The organism is Streptomyces sp. JLSY215 (genome assembly GCF_059682825.1).
Window position 1 is genome coordinate 110,824 of sequence record NZ_CM185022.1, and the last position, 15,012, is coordinate 125,835.

16 protein-coding genes and 1 pseudogene are annotated in these 15,012 nt (G+C 69.8%); 10 read left to right on the forward strand and 7 right to left on the reverse strand.

What is annotated here, in order from left to right; translation table 11 throughout:
* Positions 1–2 precede the first annotated feature (2 nt).
* Positions 3–749, forward strand: a complete 747-nt coding sequence (locus AC5677_RS00535; RefSeq protein WP_497192983.1) for an SDR family NAD(P)-dependent oxidoreductase — start codon at positions 3–5, stop codon at positions 747–749.
* A gap of 546 nt (positions 750–1,295) precedes the next feature.
* Here the strand turns inward: AC5677_RS00535 and AC5677_RS00540 are convergent.
* From AC5677_RS00540 to AC5677_RS00565, 6 genes are all read right to left on the reverse strand, one after another.
* On the reverse strand, positions 1,296–3,254 hold the full coding sequence (locus AC5677_RS00540) for a hypothetical protein (protein WP_497192984.1): 1,959 nt from the start codon (positions 3,252–3,254) through the stop codon (positions 1,296–1,298).
* Between the two features lie 606 nt (positions 3,255–3,860).
* Complete coding sequence (locus AC5677_RS00545; RefSeq protein WP_497192985.1) at positions 3,861–4,802, reverse strand: SDR family NAD(P)-dependent oxidoreductase; 942 nt, start codon at positions 4,800–4,802, stop codon at positions 3,861–3,863.
* Between the two features lie 214 nt (positions 4,803–5,016).
* Positions 5,017–5,466: an SMI1/KNR4 family protein gene (locus AC5677_RS00550; RefSeq protein ID WP_497192986.1), complete on the reverse strand. Its 450-nt coding sequence runs from the start codon at positions 5,464–5,466 to the stop codon at positions 5,017–5,019.
* 140 nt (positions 5,467–5,606) lie between these two features.
* Positions 5,607–6,415 (reverse strand): IS5 family transposase gene (locus AC5677_RS00555; protein ID WP_497192987.1). Its coding sequence is split into 2 segments (ribosomal slippage): positions 5,607–6,076 and positions 6,076–6,415, totalling 810 coding nucleotides; the frame shifts between segments, so codons are not numbered across the junction.
* A gap of 227 nt (positions 6,416–6,642) precedes the next feature.
* A complete protein-coding gene (locus AC5677_RS00560; RefSeq protein WP_097281921.1) occupies positions 6,643–7,290 on the reverse strand; it encodes a maleylpyruvate isomerase family mycothiol-dependent enzyme in 648 nt (215 codons plus the stop codon).
* A 44-nt stretch (positions 7,291–7,334) separates the two neighbouring features.
* Entirely contained in the window at positions 7,335–7,676 is a 342-nt protein-coding gene (locus AC5677_RS00565) for a VOC family protein (protein WP_398885735.1), read from the reverse strand.
* Positions 7,677–7,748: 72 nt separating this feature from the next.
* Here AC5677_RS00565 and AC5677_RS00570 point away from each other — a divergent pair, with 72 nt between their 5' ends.
* From AC5677_RS00570 to AC5677_RS00580, 3 genes and pseudogenes are all read left to right on the forward strand, one after another.
* A complete protein-coding gene (locus AC5677_RS00570) occupies positions 7,749–8,780 on the forward strand; it encodes a sigma-70 family RNA polymerase sigma factor (RefSeq protein WP_497192988.1) in 1,032 nt (343 codons plus the stop codon).
* A gap of 523 nt (positions 8,781–9,303) precedes the next feature.
* Positions 9,304–9,573: pseudogene (locus tag AC5677_RS00575) on the forward strand (ASCH domain-containing protein); the annotation flags it as partial.
* 76 nt (positions 9,574–9,649) lie between these two features.
* Positions 9,650–9,955, forward strand: a complete 306-nt coding sequence (locus AC5677_RS00580; RefSeq protein WP_497192989.1) for a hypothetical protein — start codon at positions 9,650–9,652, stop codon at positions 9,953–9,955.
* A 178-nt stretch (positions 9,956–10,133) separates the two neighbouring features.
* On the opposite strand, the gene AC5677_RS00585 is transcribed toward AC5677_RS00580, so the two are convergent.
* Positions 10,134–10,337 carry a GNAT family N-acetyltransferase gene (locus AC5677_RS00585; protein ID WP_497196940.1) on the reverse strand — a complete coding sequence of 68 codons (204 nt, stop codon included), beginning with the start codon at positions 10,335–10,337 and terminating at the stop codon, positions 10,134–10,136.
* Positions 10,338–10,357: 20 nt separating this feature from the next.
* On the opposite strand from AC5677_RS00585, the gene AC5677_RS00590 reads away from it, so the two are divergent.
* The 6 genes from AC5677_RS00590 (at position 10,358) to AC5677_RS00615 (ending at position 14,971) form a co-directional block, all read left to right on the forward strand.
* Positions 10,358–10,936: a hypothetical protein gene (locus AC5677_RS00590; protein WP_497192990.1), complete on the forward strand. Its 579-nt coding sequence runs from the start codon at positions 10,358–10,360 to the stop codon at positions 10,934–10,936.
* Positions 10,849–11,373: a hypothetical protein gene (locus tag AC5677_RS00595; RefSeq protein WP_497192991.1), complete on the forward strand. Its 525-nt coding sequence runs from the start codon at positions 10,849–10,851 to the stop codon at positions 11,371–11,373. The genes AC5677_RS00590 and AC5677_RS00595 overlap by 88 nt, the downstream gene beginning before the upstream one ends.
* A gap of 135 nt (positions 11,374–11,508) precedes the next feature.
* Positions 11,509–12,450, forward strand: coding sequence for a phosphotransferase (locus AC5677_RS00600; RefSeq protein ID WP_497192992.1), 942 nt, complete (start codon positions 11,509–11,511; stop codon positions 12,448–12,450).
* A gap of 28 nt (positions 12,451–12,478) precedes the next feature.
* Positions 12,479–12,841: a hypothetical protein gene (locus tag AC5677_RS00605; protein ID WP_497192993.1), complete on the forward strand. Its 363-nt coding sequence runs from the start codon at positions 12,479–12,481 to the stop codon at positions 12,839–12,841.
* Positions 12,766–13,452 (forward strand): hypothetical protein, encoded by a 687-nt coding sequence (locus AC5677_RS00610; RefSeq protein ID WP_497192994.1) that lies wholly within the window; start codon positions 12,766–12,768, stop codon positions 13,450–13,452. Before AC5677_RS00605 ends, AC5677_RS00610 begins: the two co-directional genes overlap by 76 nt.
* 901 nt (positions 13,453–14,353) lie before the next feature.
* Positions 14,354–14,971: a DUF6000 family protein gene (locus AC5677_RS00615; RefSeq protein WP_497192995.1), complete on the forward strand. Its 618-nt coding sequence runs from the start codon at positions 14,354–14,356 to the stop codon at positions 14,969–14,971.
* Positions 14,972–15,012: the final 41 nt, after the last annotated feature.

The following is a 15,012-nucleotide window of genomic DNA, read 5'->3' on the forward strand; positions in this document are numbered from 1 at the left end:
CCATGGGACAGCTGGACAACAGGACCGCCCTCGTGACCGGGGCCTCCACCGGTATCGGCCTGGCCGTCGCCCGCCGGTTCGCCGCCGAGGGGGCCACCGTCTATCTGACCGGCCGCCGCAAGGCCGAGCTGGAGGCCGCAGTCGAGCAGGTCGGCAGCCGCGCCATCGGCATCCCCAGCGACGTATCGAAACTCGACGACCTCGACCGGCTCTTCGCCGAGATCACCGAGCGCAGCGGTCGTCTCGACGTCGTCGTGGCCAACGCCGGCGTCGGGGACTTCGGCCCGCTCGGCGAGATTACCGAGGAGGAATACGACCGCACCACCTCCATCAACATCAAGGGCACGGTCTTCACCGTCCAGAAGTCGCTCCCGCTGCTGTCGGCCAGCGCCTCGGTGATCCTGCTCTCCTCCAGCGCGGCCCTGCGCGGTGTCCCGGGCCTGGGCATCTACGCCGCCACCAAGGCCGCGATCCGCAGCCTCGCCCGCACCTGGGCCGCCGAACTCGCCGACCGCGGCATCCGCGTCAACGCCCTCACCCCAGGCCCCGTCACAACCCCCGGCGCCGACGAACTGCGGGCCGCACTCCCGGGAGACGGCCAGGCCGCCGAGCCCGCCACACTGACTCCGCTCGGTCGAGCGGGCCGTCCCGACGAGGTCGCCGCCACCGCCCTCTACCTCGCCGGGGACCAGAGCTCCTTTACCACCGGCGCGGAACTGTTCGTCGACGGCGGTACCACCCAGCTCTAGTGACACAGACCGCCCTCGGCGCAATCCCGCGCCGAGGGCGATTCGCTGACACCTACTCGGCGCCGCACCGACATCTACTCCGCGCCCGACAGGACGGGCAACGGGGAACGAAGATGCAGTGTCGGCCTGACCTTCCGCAACGCCGGTCGCCCAACCCATTCCTTCACCTCGCCGGTCACAGCCGCCGAGCGATGCAGCCTCCCGCGCGAACAGACAACGGGGTCCTCGACTACCTGGTGCGGTCGTCCCCCACGCGCCCGGGTCAGACCCCGTCGCCGCATCGAAACCGACAGGCACGACCGGTCGTCCCCCCACGCGCCCGGGTCAGACGGAAGCGCGTCAGTCGGTGGGTGCACGACCAGCGTCGTCCCCCCACGCGCCCGGGTCAGACTTCGACGTTCGAGATGGCACAGTCGGCGCAGACGTCGTCCCCCCACGCGCCCGGGTCAGACCCTTCGAGACCTGGGCTTTCAGAACAGCTTTGCCTGTTCTTGGTGTGGGTTGGGGGACGTCGGCGGGTTGCTCCGCCGAGGTGGCGCCTGGCCGTTAGGCCGGGCGTCTTCCCGTTTCATCGCGTCCTGAGCGCGGGGCTGCCACGGCTGCCGCGGCCACGGTAAGGATGCGCTGCAGAACAGGGACCGGGATCGCCGGGTTGGTGACCGCTGCGTATGCCGTGTCGCGGTCGTGCAGCAGTCCGGCCAGGACGCGGGCTGGCAGCCGCGGATTGCGCACCGCGGTGCCGCGGACGTGGGCCTCCGGGTCGTTCAGCAGCCGCACCGCGTCGGCCGGTGACAGCCGGGGGTCCTCAGCCGCGCGGCGGCGCACCTCGGCTTCGGGATCCCGGGCCAGGCGTGCGACGTCGACCGGTGTCGACTCCGGATCGTCCAGGGCCAGGCGGCGCATCCGCCCGCTGGGGTCGGCGGTGTAGCGCAGCAGGCCCGCACGGGGGAAGTTGGGGTGACTGCGGGGCCGGTCGGGATGGCTGAAGCTGCCGTCCCACCAGCGCCAGACCTCCAGCAGCATGTCGGCCGGAGCGTCCTCGCACGATTCGGCGAGGAACAGGCGGACCACCCGGTCCTCGTCCCGCGCCAGGCGCGCCACGACATCCGGCGGGAGGTGCCGGGCTCGGGCCACACTGCGGCGGACCAGCGGGTGGGACGACGCGGCGAGATGGCGCATCGCGGCGGCGTCACCGTGCAGGTCTTCGACCCAGGGCAGGGTGTGCGACATCGACATCGACGTCGGGTCGAAGTCGTGGCGTACCGCGGCACGTTGATCCTCGGTGAGGTCGGAGCGCAGCGCCACCGCGGAGCGGATGTCGTCCTGTGGGTCCTGCGCCAGCACGGCGACGCCGTGTGCGCCCAGGCCCGGGTTGGCGGCCAGCGCCCGACGTACTTCCGCATCCCCGGCCCCGACCAGCTCCGCCTCGAGCTCGGGCGCGAGGCGGCACCGTTCGAGCGCCCGCCGCGGGTCGGGCAGGGCGGCGAAAACCTCGCGAGGCATGGGTACGCCGGTGTGGTGGGCGAGCAGCGCAGCCGTTCGCACCGCGTAGTCGGTGTCGTCCAACAGCCGCTCCCGCAGCGGCGCAGCGAGGTCCTCCCACCGGGCACAGGCCGCCGCCCGCACCCGGGGATCGGCGTCGGCCGCGAGGCCAGGGAGGTGCTGTGCGGGGAGCCCCGGGAGTTCGGCGGCTCGCGCGCGGGACGGGCCGGCGAGGAGGTCGTCGTACAGGTCCTCGGGAAGTTCGGCGCCCCAGATGCAGGCGTGCTCCGCCCAGAGCACGCGTCGATTCGGCGACGGCTCGGCGCGGACCAGGCGTACCCACTGATCGGACGTGAGCTTGGGCCGGAAGGTGTCGGCGGGCCTTGACCGCACTCGCGGATCGGGGTGTGCCACGGCGGCGTCGAGGACGGCGGGCCGGTCGCATCCGTGCAGGAAGCCCTCCTCCACATCCAGCAGCCGGATCAGCAGTTCGTCCGTCGCAGCCGGATTTGCCCCTATCCCCTCCGCCCAGTGCAGAGGCCACGCACGTCGGCCGGGCACCGCCGCCCACACCTCGGCGCGCTCGACCTCCGTCTCGCGCCCGGCGGCCACGGCGGCCTCCTCCAGCCGCTCCGGCAGTCGGTCGAGGGCCGTCACCCGAGGCCCGTCCGCGCCGGGCACCTCCGCCAGCAGCACCTGCCCGTCGAGGGAGAGCGCCACGAACCCGGGATCGCCGGTCAACTCCGGCACGCCGCTCCCGGCGTGCCGGACCCGGGTCCACCAGGAGTCGTTGCCGCCGATTCGATGTCCGAGGACCGCCACCAAGAACTCACCGTCGACATCGCAAAGACGGTGCCACCACGCGGCATCGAGTGCTTCGCGGGCCACTCCGTCCGGCGCCGCAATCCCCCGCGCGATCCGCCAGCCGGCCTCTGGCGGGAACAGGCTGCCCGGGCGCACGTCCTCGACGACCGTGAGTCCGGCGCGTGCGAGTAGTTCAGGGAGTTCCTCTTGACGCTGCACGCGGTCATGATCCCCGCCGACTCGCGGTGGGACAAGGCCCTCAGCCCAGGCCCAACCGGCCCTCACCTGAGCATCGGCAGCTTTCTCAGACTCCGACAGAGACCTGCCCATGCCAGCACGGTGACCGCTTCGAGCCATCATGGATCTTCACGAAACGGGGCCGCTTCGAGTCGTCATGCCGGGGCCGAATCACGACGTCGTAGCCACCCCCTAGGGAGGAAACCGGGTGAGTCCGTCTGCACCACACCTGTTGCAGACGCTACATTCCAAATCCAAGCCACTGAGCTGCAGAAACTTCGTCGAGGCCCTGCATCACGCGCCAGGACCCCCAGAGAACGAATGCGTCCTCATCGAGCACCTTCACGCCCATCTGCCACGCGTCCTCAAAACGCCCGCCAGCCCCCACACCGCCAACCCCGAGCAGGAGACCACCCGATGCCCCCTCGCGTCTTCCGCCGCTGCGGCAACGCCCCCGGCGCCCCACCCTCGAGGACCAGGCTGTCGACGACGCGTTCCGTGCGATGCTCGCCGCGCTGCGCGGCCCGGACCCTTGGATGCCAGGCCGCGACCTGCTCGACAACCTGTTGGCCACCGCGCGTGCCTGAGCTATCCGGAGATGGTGCTGAGGTCGGCGCCGGTCAGATCACAGCTTGCGTCCCACAACCGTGCCGCGACGGAAGGGTCGGCCAGGTGGTTCCACACCGGTTCACGGCGGGGCTCGCCGCGCAGGCCGAAGACGCGTGGTCCCCACAGCTGGCCTCCACGCACGGCCGGGTCGAGCACTGCCCGGACCGCGGGCCATGCGCCGGCGTGCTTGCCCTGGACGAGGAGGGCCGCAGGTGCCGCGCTCAGCCGTGCGCCGGTAGTTCGCACATGGACCGGTGGCCGCGACGGGGTGAGGGAGTCCAGCGCGCCGCCGGGATGGACCACCACGCTCGCCACCGTGCTGCCGGCAGCACGTAGGCGGCGATCGAGTTCGACGCCGAAGTACATCTGCGCCAACTTGGAGCGACCGTAGGTGCGCTTGGGCCGGTAGTCCTTCCGGGACTGCAGGTCGTCCAGGTCGAGCCGCTCGGACTTCGCCGCGAAGCTGCCCGTGGTCACAACGCGGGCCGCTGGTGCAGCCGACAGCAGTGGCATCAACCACTGGGTCAAGACGAAGTGCCCAAGGTGGTTCGTGCCGAACATGAGCTCGTGACCGTCCCCGGTCTCCTTGCGCGGCGGGTCGTCAAGCGCGACGCCAGCGTTGTGGACTACCGCGTCAAGACGTTCCACCTCCAGTGATTCCACCGCGGTTTCGAGCGACGAGAGGTCGGCGAGGTCCAGCCGTATGGCCCGCACTCGTGCGCCGGGGACACGCGCACGGATCGAGGCCGTGGCGACCTCGGCCTTGGCGGGACTCCGGCTGCCGAGTACGACGGTGGCTCCGGTTGCCGACAACTGCTCCGCGACGAAGTACCCGATGCCGGCGTTGCCGCCGGTGACCAGGAAGACGCAGCCATCGGCACCCGGCAGTCGTTGGACATTCCAGGGCGGGGTGGACGACATGGCGACGGGGCTCCCTTGCTGTTGAAGGCGGTTGCAGCTGCTCCCTTGAGCAACTCGACATCCACGGTTTCAGAGGCCACCGACACATCGCCTATGGATCACCGATAGCCCACCGGACGGCCGACATCCTGCCGACGGGGTGCTGGCCCATCGCCGCACGGCTGAAAGCGGCCAGCTCGTGATCACTCCCTGGCCCCAGAAGAAGCCGCGGTCGTCAAACTGCTACGGGATCACCAGGAGAGCTGTCACCATAAGTGCTGCCCGCAGTGAGGCCTTTGACGAACGAGCGGAAGTCACCGGCAAGGACGAGCTCCGCATCGAGGTCGGTCTCGAACCATGTGACCGAAGGCTCGCCATCCCGCCCGCAGGCGCGGTAGTCGAGCCCAATCCAGCTGTGTCCATCGCCGGAGAGCAGCACAAGTGGTGATGGCAGACCCCACTCCTCGACCAAGTACGGGCTGTCGAGCAACGAGGTCATCCCATCGCGCCGACCGATGCCCATCAGGTCAGCGAAGGGAACGTGGTCCTCGCTCCACGAGGTTGGCCGGCTGGTAGGGAACGCATCATGGTCAGCAGCCACGATGCCGCCGTTCTGAACCCGCAGAAGATCAAGCAGGGCCGAAGGCAACGTCATACCGAGCACACGCTCGCTGTGACGCACCATCTCGTCCGTCAGAGGCTGCTGACACCGTAATCACCGTCACCCCAGAACGTCGCCATGACCTCATCGAATCGCGCCATGACACGCAGCCTACGGCTCAGCCGCACTGGCTTCCGCTACAAGATCATTTCTTACTGATCGTTTCAGAATGACTTTCGAAGGCGCCGGAGGCAGATGATGCTGCAGGCGAGGTCGAGTAGTCCCTGGTGGAGATCGGCGCGTCGCTCGTAGCGGGTGCGGAGGCGCTTGAACTGGTGGAGCCAGGCGAAGGCGCGCTCTACGACCCAGCGCACCTTGCCGAGTCCGGAACCGTTGGCGACGCCGCGTCGGGCGATCACCGGTTTGATGCCGCGCTTCCACAGCAGGCGGCGGTACTTGTCGAAGTCGTAGCCCCGGTCGGCGAACAGCCGCCGGGGCCTGCGTCGCGGGCGTCCTCGCAGTCCTCGGATCGGCGGTATCGCGTCCAGCAGGGGCAGCAGCTGGTTGACGTCGTGGCGATTGCCTCCGGTGAGCGTCACGGCGAGCGGGGTGCCACAACGATCCACGATCACATGGTGCTTGGAGCCGGGACGGGCGCGGTCGACGGGCGATGGGCCGACAAGATCCCCCCTTTGAGAGCCCGGACGTGCGAGCCGTCCACGGCGCAGTCCTCCAGGTCCAGCAGGTCCGCGCGGCGCAGTTCGGTCAGCAGCGCGGCGTGCAGGCGGGGCCAGACCCCGGCCTGGGTCCAATCCCGCAGCCGACGCCAGGCCGTGACTCCGGAGCAGCCCACGGCCTGCGCGGGGACATCGCGCCATGCGACACCGGTCCGCAGCACGTAGATGATGCCGGCCAGGGTCGCCCGGTCCGGGACTCGTAGTCGCCCGGGGTGGCGGTGGCGTCGTTCGGGAGCGGGCGGCAGCAGTGGAGCCACCCGCTCCCACAGGTCATCCGGAACAAGATCAGCACACACCCGGACAGCCTGCCCACCAAGATCGTCGGGCACAAGAGCGCAGTTCAACTCATTCTGAACCGATCAGACTGGGCGTTTCGCCCCTAATTCCGCAGGTCAGGTAGCGAAGACGGGCGGCACGTACCTGCTGGCCGACCGCTTCACCCTAGGCCGACGAACCGTCGGATCAGGATGCCGCCGCCCCGGACGGGGCGGCGGCATTGAGTTTCACACCTTGATACAGGGCGTCATGCCCGTGGTTGTGCCTGGCGCTCGCGAAGGATGGCAACGCCGTCTCCATCGAGCGCATCGAGGTAGGACGCGCGACCGGCCATCGCCATGATCAGGGCCAGGGTCGTGCCGGACACGCGTGGCCCCTCGCCGGTGGTGAAGGGGCTGTCGGTGGCGGTCAGGCGCAGTTCGCGGATGCGGGTCTTGGTGAAGACGGGCAGATCGGTGCGCTGGTAGTAGTCGGCCAGGGTGGTCAACGTGCGGACGGGGTAGTCGCGTTCGATGCCGAGTGGCCGGCGGATGTCTTCGCCGTGCACGATGGTCTCGCCGAGCATGGCCACGGTCGAGGGGATCGGCTTCGTCGTGCGGGTGGCCACTCGGCGGAACCGGTCGAGCGTCTCGGCAGGGGTAGCGCCCAGCTGTTCGGCCAGCCGCATGGCGACCTGCTTGTCGAAGTCGAAGCGGCAGCGGATCACGCCCGCCATCCACCGCACCGGGTTGAGGCCGGCCGCCGAGGTCAGGTGCGCGAGCACCTCACGAACGGTGAGCCCCTCGCACAGCGACGGGGTGGCCCACTGATGGTCGGTCAGCTGCGCGAGGTCGGCGGCCAGGGCGGTCCGCTCGGTGTGGATCAGTGGCCAGGTTCCGGTGGCGGGTGTCGTCATGGGGGTGATGCTCCTGTGCGGTGGTCGGGCGGGCAGGGGACCGGTCAGCGGCTGATTAGGCCGACGTGGTTGCCGTCGAGATCGGTGAAGACGGCGATGCGGCTGGCGGCCGTGTCGGTCGGGGAGAGGATTCGGGTGGCGCCGAGCCGCTCGGCGCGGGCGAGCGCGGCATCGACGTCGTCGACCGGGAAGTAAGCGACGAGCCCGGTGTACGGGCTGTCCGGGCCCGCCTGCCCGACCCCGCCGGTCGGTCGGCCGTCCTCGTCGCCGACCAGGGCGTAGGTGTCGTCCAGCACGTGGACCGGCCAGCCGAACAGCTCCTGGTAGAAGCGGCGGGCGCGCAGCGCGTCGGGAGTGGAGATGTCGAACCAGGCGGCACTGCTCATCGGGGTCTCCTCGGGGTGTCGGAAACGATCGGTCGAAGAGGTGACTCCCGGAGTAAGGCAGAATCGTCCCTCGTGGGCGAGGAAATTTCGGCGGGATCCGCGACGGGCGACCTGGCCAGGGCGCGCGAGGGGGACGACGCCGCGTTCACCCGCCTGGTGGCGCCGCTGCGCCGGGAGCTGCACGCGCACTGCTACCGGATGCTCGGGTCGACCCACGACGCGGACGATGCACTGCAGGAGGCGCTGCTGCGGGCCTGGCGGGGCCTGGACCGCTTCGAGGGGCGTAGTTCACTGCGCGCCTGGCTGTACACCGTGGCCACCCGCACCTGCCTGGACGCCGTCGACCGGCGCGGCAGGCGGGCGATGCCCATCGACCTCGGCCCGGCCAGCGACCACGCGGTGGTCGACGCCACCCCGCTGACCGAGGTCGCCTGGCTGGGCCCCTACCCCGACGCGGGCCTGCCCGCCGGCCCGGCCGGACCGGCCGCGCGGTACGAGCAGCGCGAGGCCGTCGAACTCGCCTTCGTCGCGGCCATGCAGCACCTGTCAGGCAACCAGCGGGCCGCGCTGCTCCTGTTCGACGTGCTCGGCTTCTCCGCCGCCGAGATCGCCACCATGATGGACACCTCCACCACCTCGGTGAACTCCGCCCTGGCCCGCGCCCGTCGACTGCTCGCCGAGCGGGTCCCGGCGCGCTCGCAGCAGCAGACCCTGCGCAAGCTCGGCGACGCCCGGGTCCGCGAGACCGTCACCGCCTTCGCCACCGCCCTGGAAAGCGGCGACGCCGACGCCCTGGTCGCCCTGCTCACCGAGGACGTCGCCTGGTCGATGCCGCCGCTGGCCCAGTGGTACCGGGGCCGGGCCGCCGTCATGGACTTCGCCGTTGAGGTCCCGCTCACCCGCTGCCCGAGCTGGCGCTACCACCTCACTTCGGCGAACGGCCAACCGGCAGTGGCCTTCTACGTGGGCACGAGCCGGTCGGCCCCGCACCTCGCGTGGTCGATCACGGTGCTGACCCTGCGCGGCGAGCTCGTCGAAGGCCTCACCTCGTTCCTGGGCGCGGAGCACGTGCAGCGGTTCGGGCTGCAGACGGAGTGGGCTTGAGCCAACGTCAGCCCCCGAGGCCCCCAGGGCGTGGCTACGGCCGGGACCATTGACCATGGAGGCCAGACGACGGCGTTTCCCATTCTGAAACGATCAGTTAGTCCGGAGAAACCACCTCAAGCAGCCGGTGACCGCGTCCTGGCCGTCACCGCGCGGGGGCTCACCGTCTGGGCTGGCAGCTGCGGGGCGGTCGGCAGTCTCGGGGGCGATGAGTTCGCCGTGACCGTTCGGACCGGACCCGGGCGCCGCGAGGTCCGTCTTGCACAGCTCGTCACGCTGCTCGCGCAGCCGGTCGAAGTCGACGACGACGAGCTGGTCGATGTCGCCGCGTCGATCGGCGTGCCTCCCTTGCCGTTCTTGGCACCCGCGATCTGTCGCTGCTCCAGCATGCTGCCGACACCGCGATGTACGACGGCAAGCAATCCGGGCGAGCGGTCCTCGCCGGACCGCAGCATGCTGCCGTGCCGTCTATCAACGGCCGTCGCGCCGGACGGCCAGGCACCGATGCCCTGGGGCGTGCGGCATGAGCGCTGCCCGACTCCCCGAGCCGGGCGACTGGATCCGGGGCATCACGATCCGCCAGCCCTGGGCGGCCTGCATCCTCGCCGGGAAGGACGTGGAGAACCGTCCGCGCCCCTGGTCCTGGCGCGGTTGGCTGCTCCTGCACGCTGGGCTGAGGACCGAGCGTGCCCCGCTGCGGGATCCGCTGGTCGCCACAGCGATCCGCGGCCGCCAGCTGGAGACCGGCGCGGTCATCGGCGTCGCGCGCCTCACCGACTGCCACCAGGACCCGACGGCGCTGCTGGTAAGTCCGGCTATCAGAACCTGCGGAATGACCTGCGGTTAAGGTCGTCAGTTACCACGCGGTGGTGCCAGGCGACCAGCTCCGCGTCACCGGCTACCTGCACCTTCCCCGCACACCGGACGAGCCGATGTGGCTGGTCGTCCTCGAACTGCAGGTGCTGCACTCCGCGCCGCTCCTGACCGAGCCGGCCGCTGTGGCCACGGCGGTGCTGGAGCGGTGCGGCCCGTACATCTGCGTGTTCGACGCGGAGACCACAGAAGTGCCGGTGTGGACCGAGGCCGGCCTCTGGGTCGGCACCGCACCTGAGCCGAACGACCTGGGCGAACTGCTCGAAGAATTCGAGCAGCGCCAGGCCACCGGTGGCGAGTGACGGATCCGTCGTGCCCATCTGTCCCGAGAACCTGCACCGGTACCCACGCGATTGGCCCGAGACCAGCACGCGAATCCGGTTCGTGAGAGCGGGCGGGCGGGCGCTGCGAGTGCTCCGGGCAATGCGGCCTGGAGCACCCCGGCGGCCGCTGCCCGGCCATCCTCCGGACAGGGGGCTCTCACAGCTTCTGCTCAAGCTGCTGCGTCATCGGCACCAGCCCGGATGTCTCATAGAAAGACCTGGCTGGTGTGTTGAAGCACCACACGTTTGTGATCAGCCGTCGGCAGCCGGCTTCGCGGCCGATCTCGCGAACTGCCTCAAGGAGTGCAGTCCCGACCCCACGACGTGAGGCTTCGGGATCCACGGCCAGCTGCTGCAGCATCACGACGGGAGGCTGCGGCCATGAACGTCCTGTACATCAACGGGCCCGTGCAGAACGGCCCCTTCACCATCGCCGAACGGCCGGGCAAGGCGGCCGGCATCCGCGCGGCCGAGGCACTCAACACCCTCCTCGACGCCGGGCCGGCCCCGCATCTGTGGAACACCGTCACTCTGGCCGGAGACCTGCGCCACCGCGACGCCCCCGACCGGGACACCGTCGGCCGTCAGGAGCGGGAGGAACACGTGATCGCCGCCAAGTACGTTCCGGGCGCGGCCTCGGCCGGTGGCGTCCTCACCGACACCGCGCCCGTCGTGGCCGCCCTCGCGCTGGAGATGACCGAACGCCTCCTGCAGGACGGTGTCCTGGCGGTCGCTCCCGTCGCGATACACCTCTGCACCCGCTGCGGCCACATGACTAGCGCTGTCGCCCACGCCCGCCGCGCGTGCGGGCACCAGGGCTCCCGGCCGCAAACCCGGCAGTTGCTGGTCTGGGACCGGCCCCCAGCACACCAGTGCTCGCACGTGATGACTTCCACGCCCACCGGGCCAGGACACCAGGACATCTGCTGTCCATCGCTCAGAACGTCCCGGAGCGGCTGATCCTGTCCCCCACCCGCGACCACGGCATCAGTCTCGCGCCACTCGGGCTCGACGGCCTGGTCCTGGACCCGCGGGCTGGCGTGCACATCGCCGTATTGGCCGCTGCTGCCCAGTCCAACGCCGAACAGCCGGTGATGACGGTCACCGAGAACGCCGCGGCGAACGTCGCCGCCTACGGGACCATGTTCCGCAGGCACCACGGAACACGGCTGCGGTACGCGCTGCACGGGCGCATCCCGTACGACGACACCGCGGCGCTGCAGAGGCTGTGCGAGGTGCACCGCGTCAGCCCGGCGCTACGAGAGCTGTTCCTCACCTGGTTCCTGCCGATGTGCTCACTGCACATCCGGGCGGGCATCACTGCAGCACAGCTCCCGGCCCTGCTGAAAATTCTGGCGCCGCGCCCACCTGGCCCGGCCGGACACACCCGGGAGTGACGTCCTCGCCGAACTGCGGCGCCGCGTCGCGGCAGGTGGTATGCGCTGGGTCATGGACGTCCGGACCCTGTCCCAGGTCATCCCCGAGTACCCGATCACCCAAGGCTTCGCAGAAGAGCCGGAAGGAGCGAGCTGATGAACGAGATCACCTGGCGGTTCGTCAAAAAGCGGACCGCCGGCGACGGCGCGGTGTACGTCTCCGCAGGCGGAACGCGCTACCGGCGCACCGGCGGAGCCGAGCTCCAAGCGGAGGCCGAGTTCCAGCGCCGGATCGCGGACCTGGACTACCCGGTCCCGCACCTCCTGGAGGAGGGCTTCACCGACGACGGCCACTACTACATCGTGGAGGAATCGCTGGGCGACCAGACCCTGCACGACCGGGCGGTGGCGTCACTGGACGGCGGCCGCGCCCTGGCCGACGACGTCACCGACACCGCCACGCAGGTAGCCGCCCGACTGCTGCGCGCCCAGGCCGCCCACGTCGTCCAACCCACGCCCCGCGCACTGCGGAAGTGGCTGGAGGGCGCCGGGTTCACCCAGAACGTCTTCCAGGAGAACCCTGACCTGGACAACGCCCGGACGCGCGCCGCGCTCGATCACGCGCTGGAGCGCCTTGCCGCGGTTCCGCTGGTGCGGGGCCACCTCGACTACGGCCTGTCCAACGTCCTGCCCGCCGGAGTCATCGACTGGCAGCACCACGGCCTGGTCCCAATCGGATACGACGTCCTCCCGGCCTTGGAAATCATCGCCTTCAAAGGCGGCAACAAGGGCTACACCGCCAGCCCCGGTCAGCGGCACCGCTACCTATCCGCGCTGGACGACGCGAGCCTGAACACCACCGGACAGCCAGTCAGCCAGAACCTGGGCGCATACCTGCTCGTCAAGGCCCTGTTCTTCCTCGCCCTGATGCGGCCCACCGACCCCTCCCGCACGGACAAGCACCTGAAGTGGCAGTACCGCCGTCACCTCTTCACGAAGGGACTCGAGCAGTATGAGCGCACCAGGGCGGTCGATACCGCCCTCTTCCCCAGCCTCGAAGAGTTCGCCGCTGGGCACAGCGCTGGCAGCCATCCGTGACCGCCACTACCTCCTGGACCGCGCCGGGGTGATCTTCAAAGTCATCGGCGATGTCCATCCCGGCACCCACTTCCTGGGGTACGTCAAGTACTACCCGGACGCCCGCAGCGACCGGATGCTGTTCGGCCGGACGTACCGGCAGAGCAGTGTCGTGTCCAAAGCGTTCGGGCTCCTCGCCGACCGGCCCGAGTGCTACATCTACTCCCCCGCCGTGGGATGCGTCATCACCGGCGTGCCCCTCGAGGACATCGTCACCCATTACTCCTGCCGCCAGACCCTCACCGCACTGCACCAGGCCCCGGCCTCCTGGACACAATGGCGGTCAGCGAGGACCTGCTTGCCATCATCAACTGGATCGTCGCGGCCGGCGCCACGGACGTCATCGGCGTGACCGGGTCCTTCCTGGTCGGCGCCTGCAACGCCCGCTCCGACATCGACCTGGTCTGCTACGGACCCCGCGGCTACGAAGCGGCACAGGCCCTGTTCGCCGAACGCACCCTCATCCGCCCGTACGAGGGCGAGACCTTGACTCGGTTGTACGTGCTGCGTGCCAAGTACATGGTGGGAGGAAGCTTCGATGCGCTCATGCGTCAGGAAGCCCGCAAGCTGCAGGGTCTGACAGCTGGGGCGGGTGCGCACATCAACTGTGAGCCGCTGAGGGCCGACGGTGACAAGACGTTCGCCGGGGTGGTGGCCAAAGAGGTAGGGGCGATCTCCGTCCTTGCCCGGATCACGGATCGCTCCGAGGGCCTGGTCACCCCGGCGCTCTACGGGATCGAGGTGGACACGGTCACCGAGTCCACGGTCGACGAGCCGTCCGTATTCGCCCGCCGATCACCCACCTTCGCAGCTACCTCGGTGCGTACACCGGGGCGTTCCGCACCGGCGACGTCGTCTACGTGTCCGGCCGGCTGGTCCACATCCAAGGACCCGATGTGCACAGCGGCTTCGGCATCGAGCAGACCCCGTGGTCGGCAGCCGAGTCCTTCCTCGCCAACCTGACCCGCTGAGCCACGCGTATGGCGTCCACGGCTCACGTTCGTCGCAGCGCATGAGCGGCCCCAGTCGCCCCGGTCCTCATCCGCCCCGACACGGAGACCGCTCTCACTGGCGCACGGACTCCACTGCGCCGGACCCGAATCCACAGGGCCTGGACCGAGCCCTACGGGCTCCTCACCTACGCCCCCGCCGGGGCGCGACCTCCCACCTGTCATTAACCTGAGCACATACGAAGCGGCCCTTGCCGCCCGGACCTGGATCCGGGCGGCAAGGGCCGCTTTTTTCGTTCCCCGCCGCGGCGGCAGAAGTTGCCGCCATTCGGCCTGCACACGCGTCCTGCCAGAACACGCTGCCGATCGTGGGCAGCCCTCCGACTTCCACTAGCCACCTTGCCCAGACCAGCGCGCGGATCCGTCTCGTGAGGGCGGGCGCTGTGAGTGCTCCGGGCAATGCGGCCTGGTGGAGTAGCGTGGCGGCCGCTGTGCGGCCGTCCAAGGCGAAGACTCCCCGACACCGGCTCCGAGGTCAGGCTCATCACCGCCACCTCAACCACACCCCCGAGGAGGCCCGAGAGGAGAACCTGCTCGCCACCTGCCACCTGCCACTTGCCAGCTGTGCCACCTGCGGATCGATCACGGTCCCCACTGGGTCACCCGCTCGCTCACCCTCGCCGCCCGCGCGGCCGCCGCCGGACGGCTCGGTCTCCTCCCCGAGGCCGAACTCGTTCGTGCCGAGCCACCCACCCGCCGGAAACCCGCGGCTGCGAACCCGAGATCGAACGCCACCTGCGCATCTTCGACAGGATCCGCAGTCTCCTCGACGACCTCACGGCGGTCTGCCCAGCTGAACCGAACCGTCACGGAAGCCGCTGGTCGATCGCCCTGGCACACGACAGGATGCAGGCATGCGTTACGCCCATAAGGACTCCGAACTCTGCACGTTGGTCCGCCGATACGTCGCGACCGACCGGCGCTACCTCCGCCTCGGCGGCAGTCTCCTGCGCCTCGGGGACCATGAGCGCACGCAGTTCGCCCGCGAGCTGGCCAAGGCTGCTGACGAGATCACGCCTCGCGAGCTCGCCATCCTTCTCGAAGGCGGATGGCGCGAACGCAAGACCGCAGCCTGGCTGATCGCCATCGCTCGCAGGACCACGTTCCGCGACCGGCTCGGTGAACTCCTGCTCGCCAGCGAAGTGTGCTACGCGGGTCAGGGATACTGCATCGCGCTCGCCACCTTCGGTGCGGCCGAGGACGCCGACCTGCTTGACGACTACCTCGATCGCTACTTGGCACGTCCTGACCTCTACTACGACCAGGCCTTCGCCATCGGCGCACTGCTGCATCTCGACACCACCCGCGGCACCGACCATGCGGCTCGGTTCCTCGTCTCAAACGGTCCGTGGGAGCAGTGGGTCGGCGGCAAGGACCTCGACCCACACAGCTACCGCCGGATCATCGAACGCTTCTGCGCGTTCGCTGCCGAAAGCACTGGGCATGCCGCGACGACGAACCAAGAACGCTGACGAGCTCGCCGCGCCCACGGCCGGGACGTAGATGCTGGTGC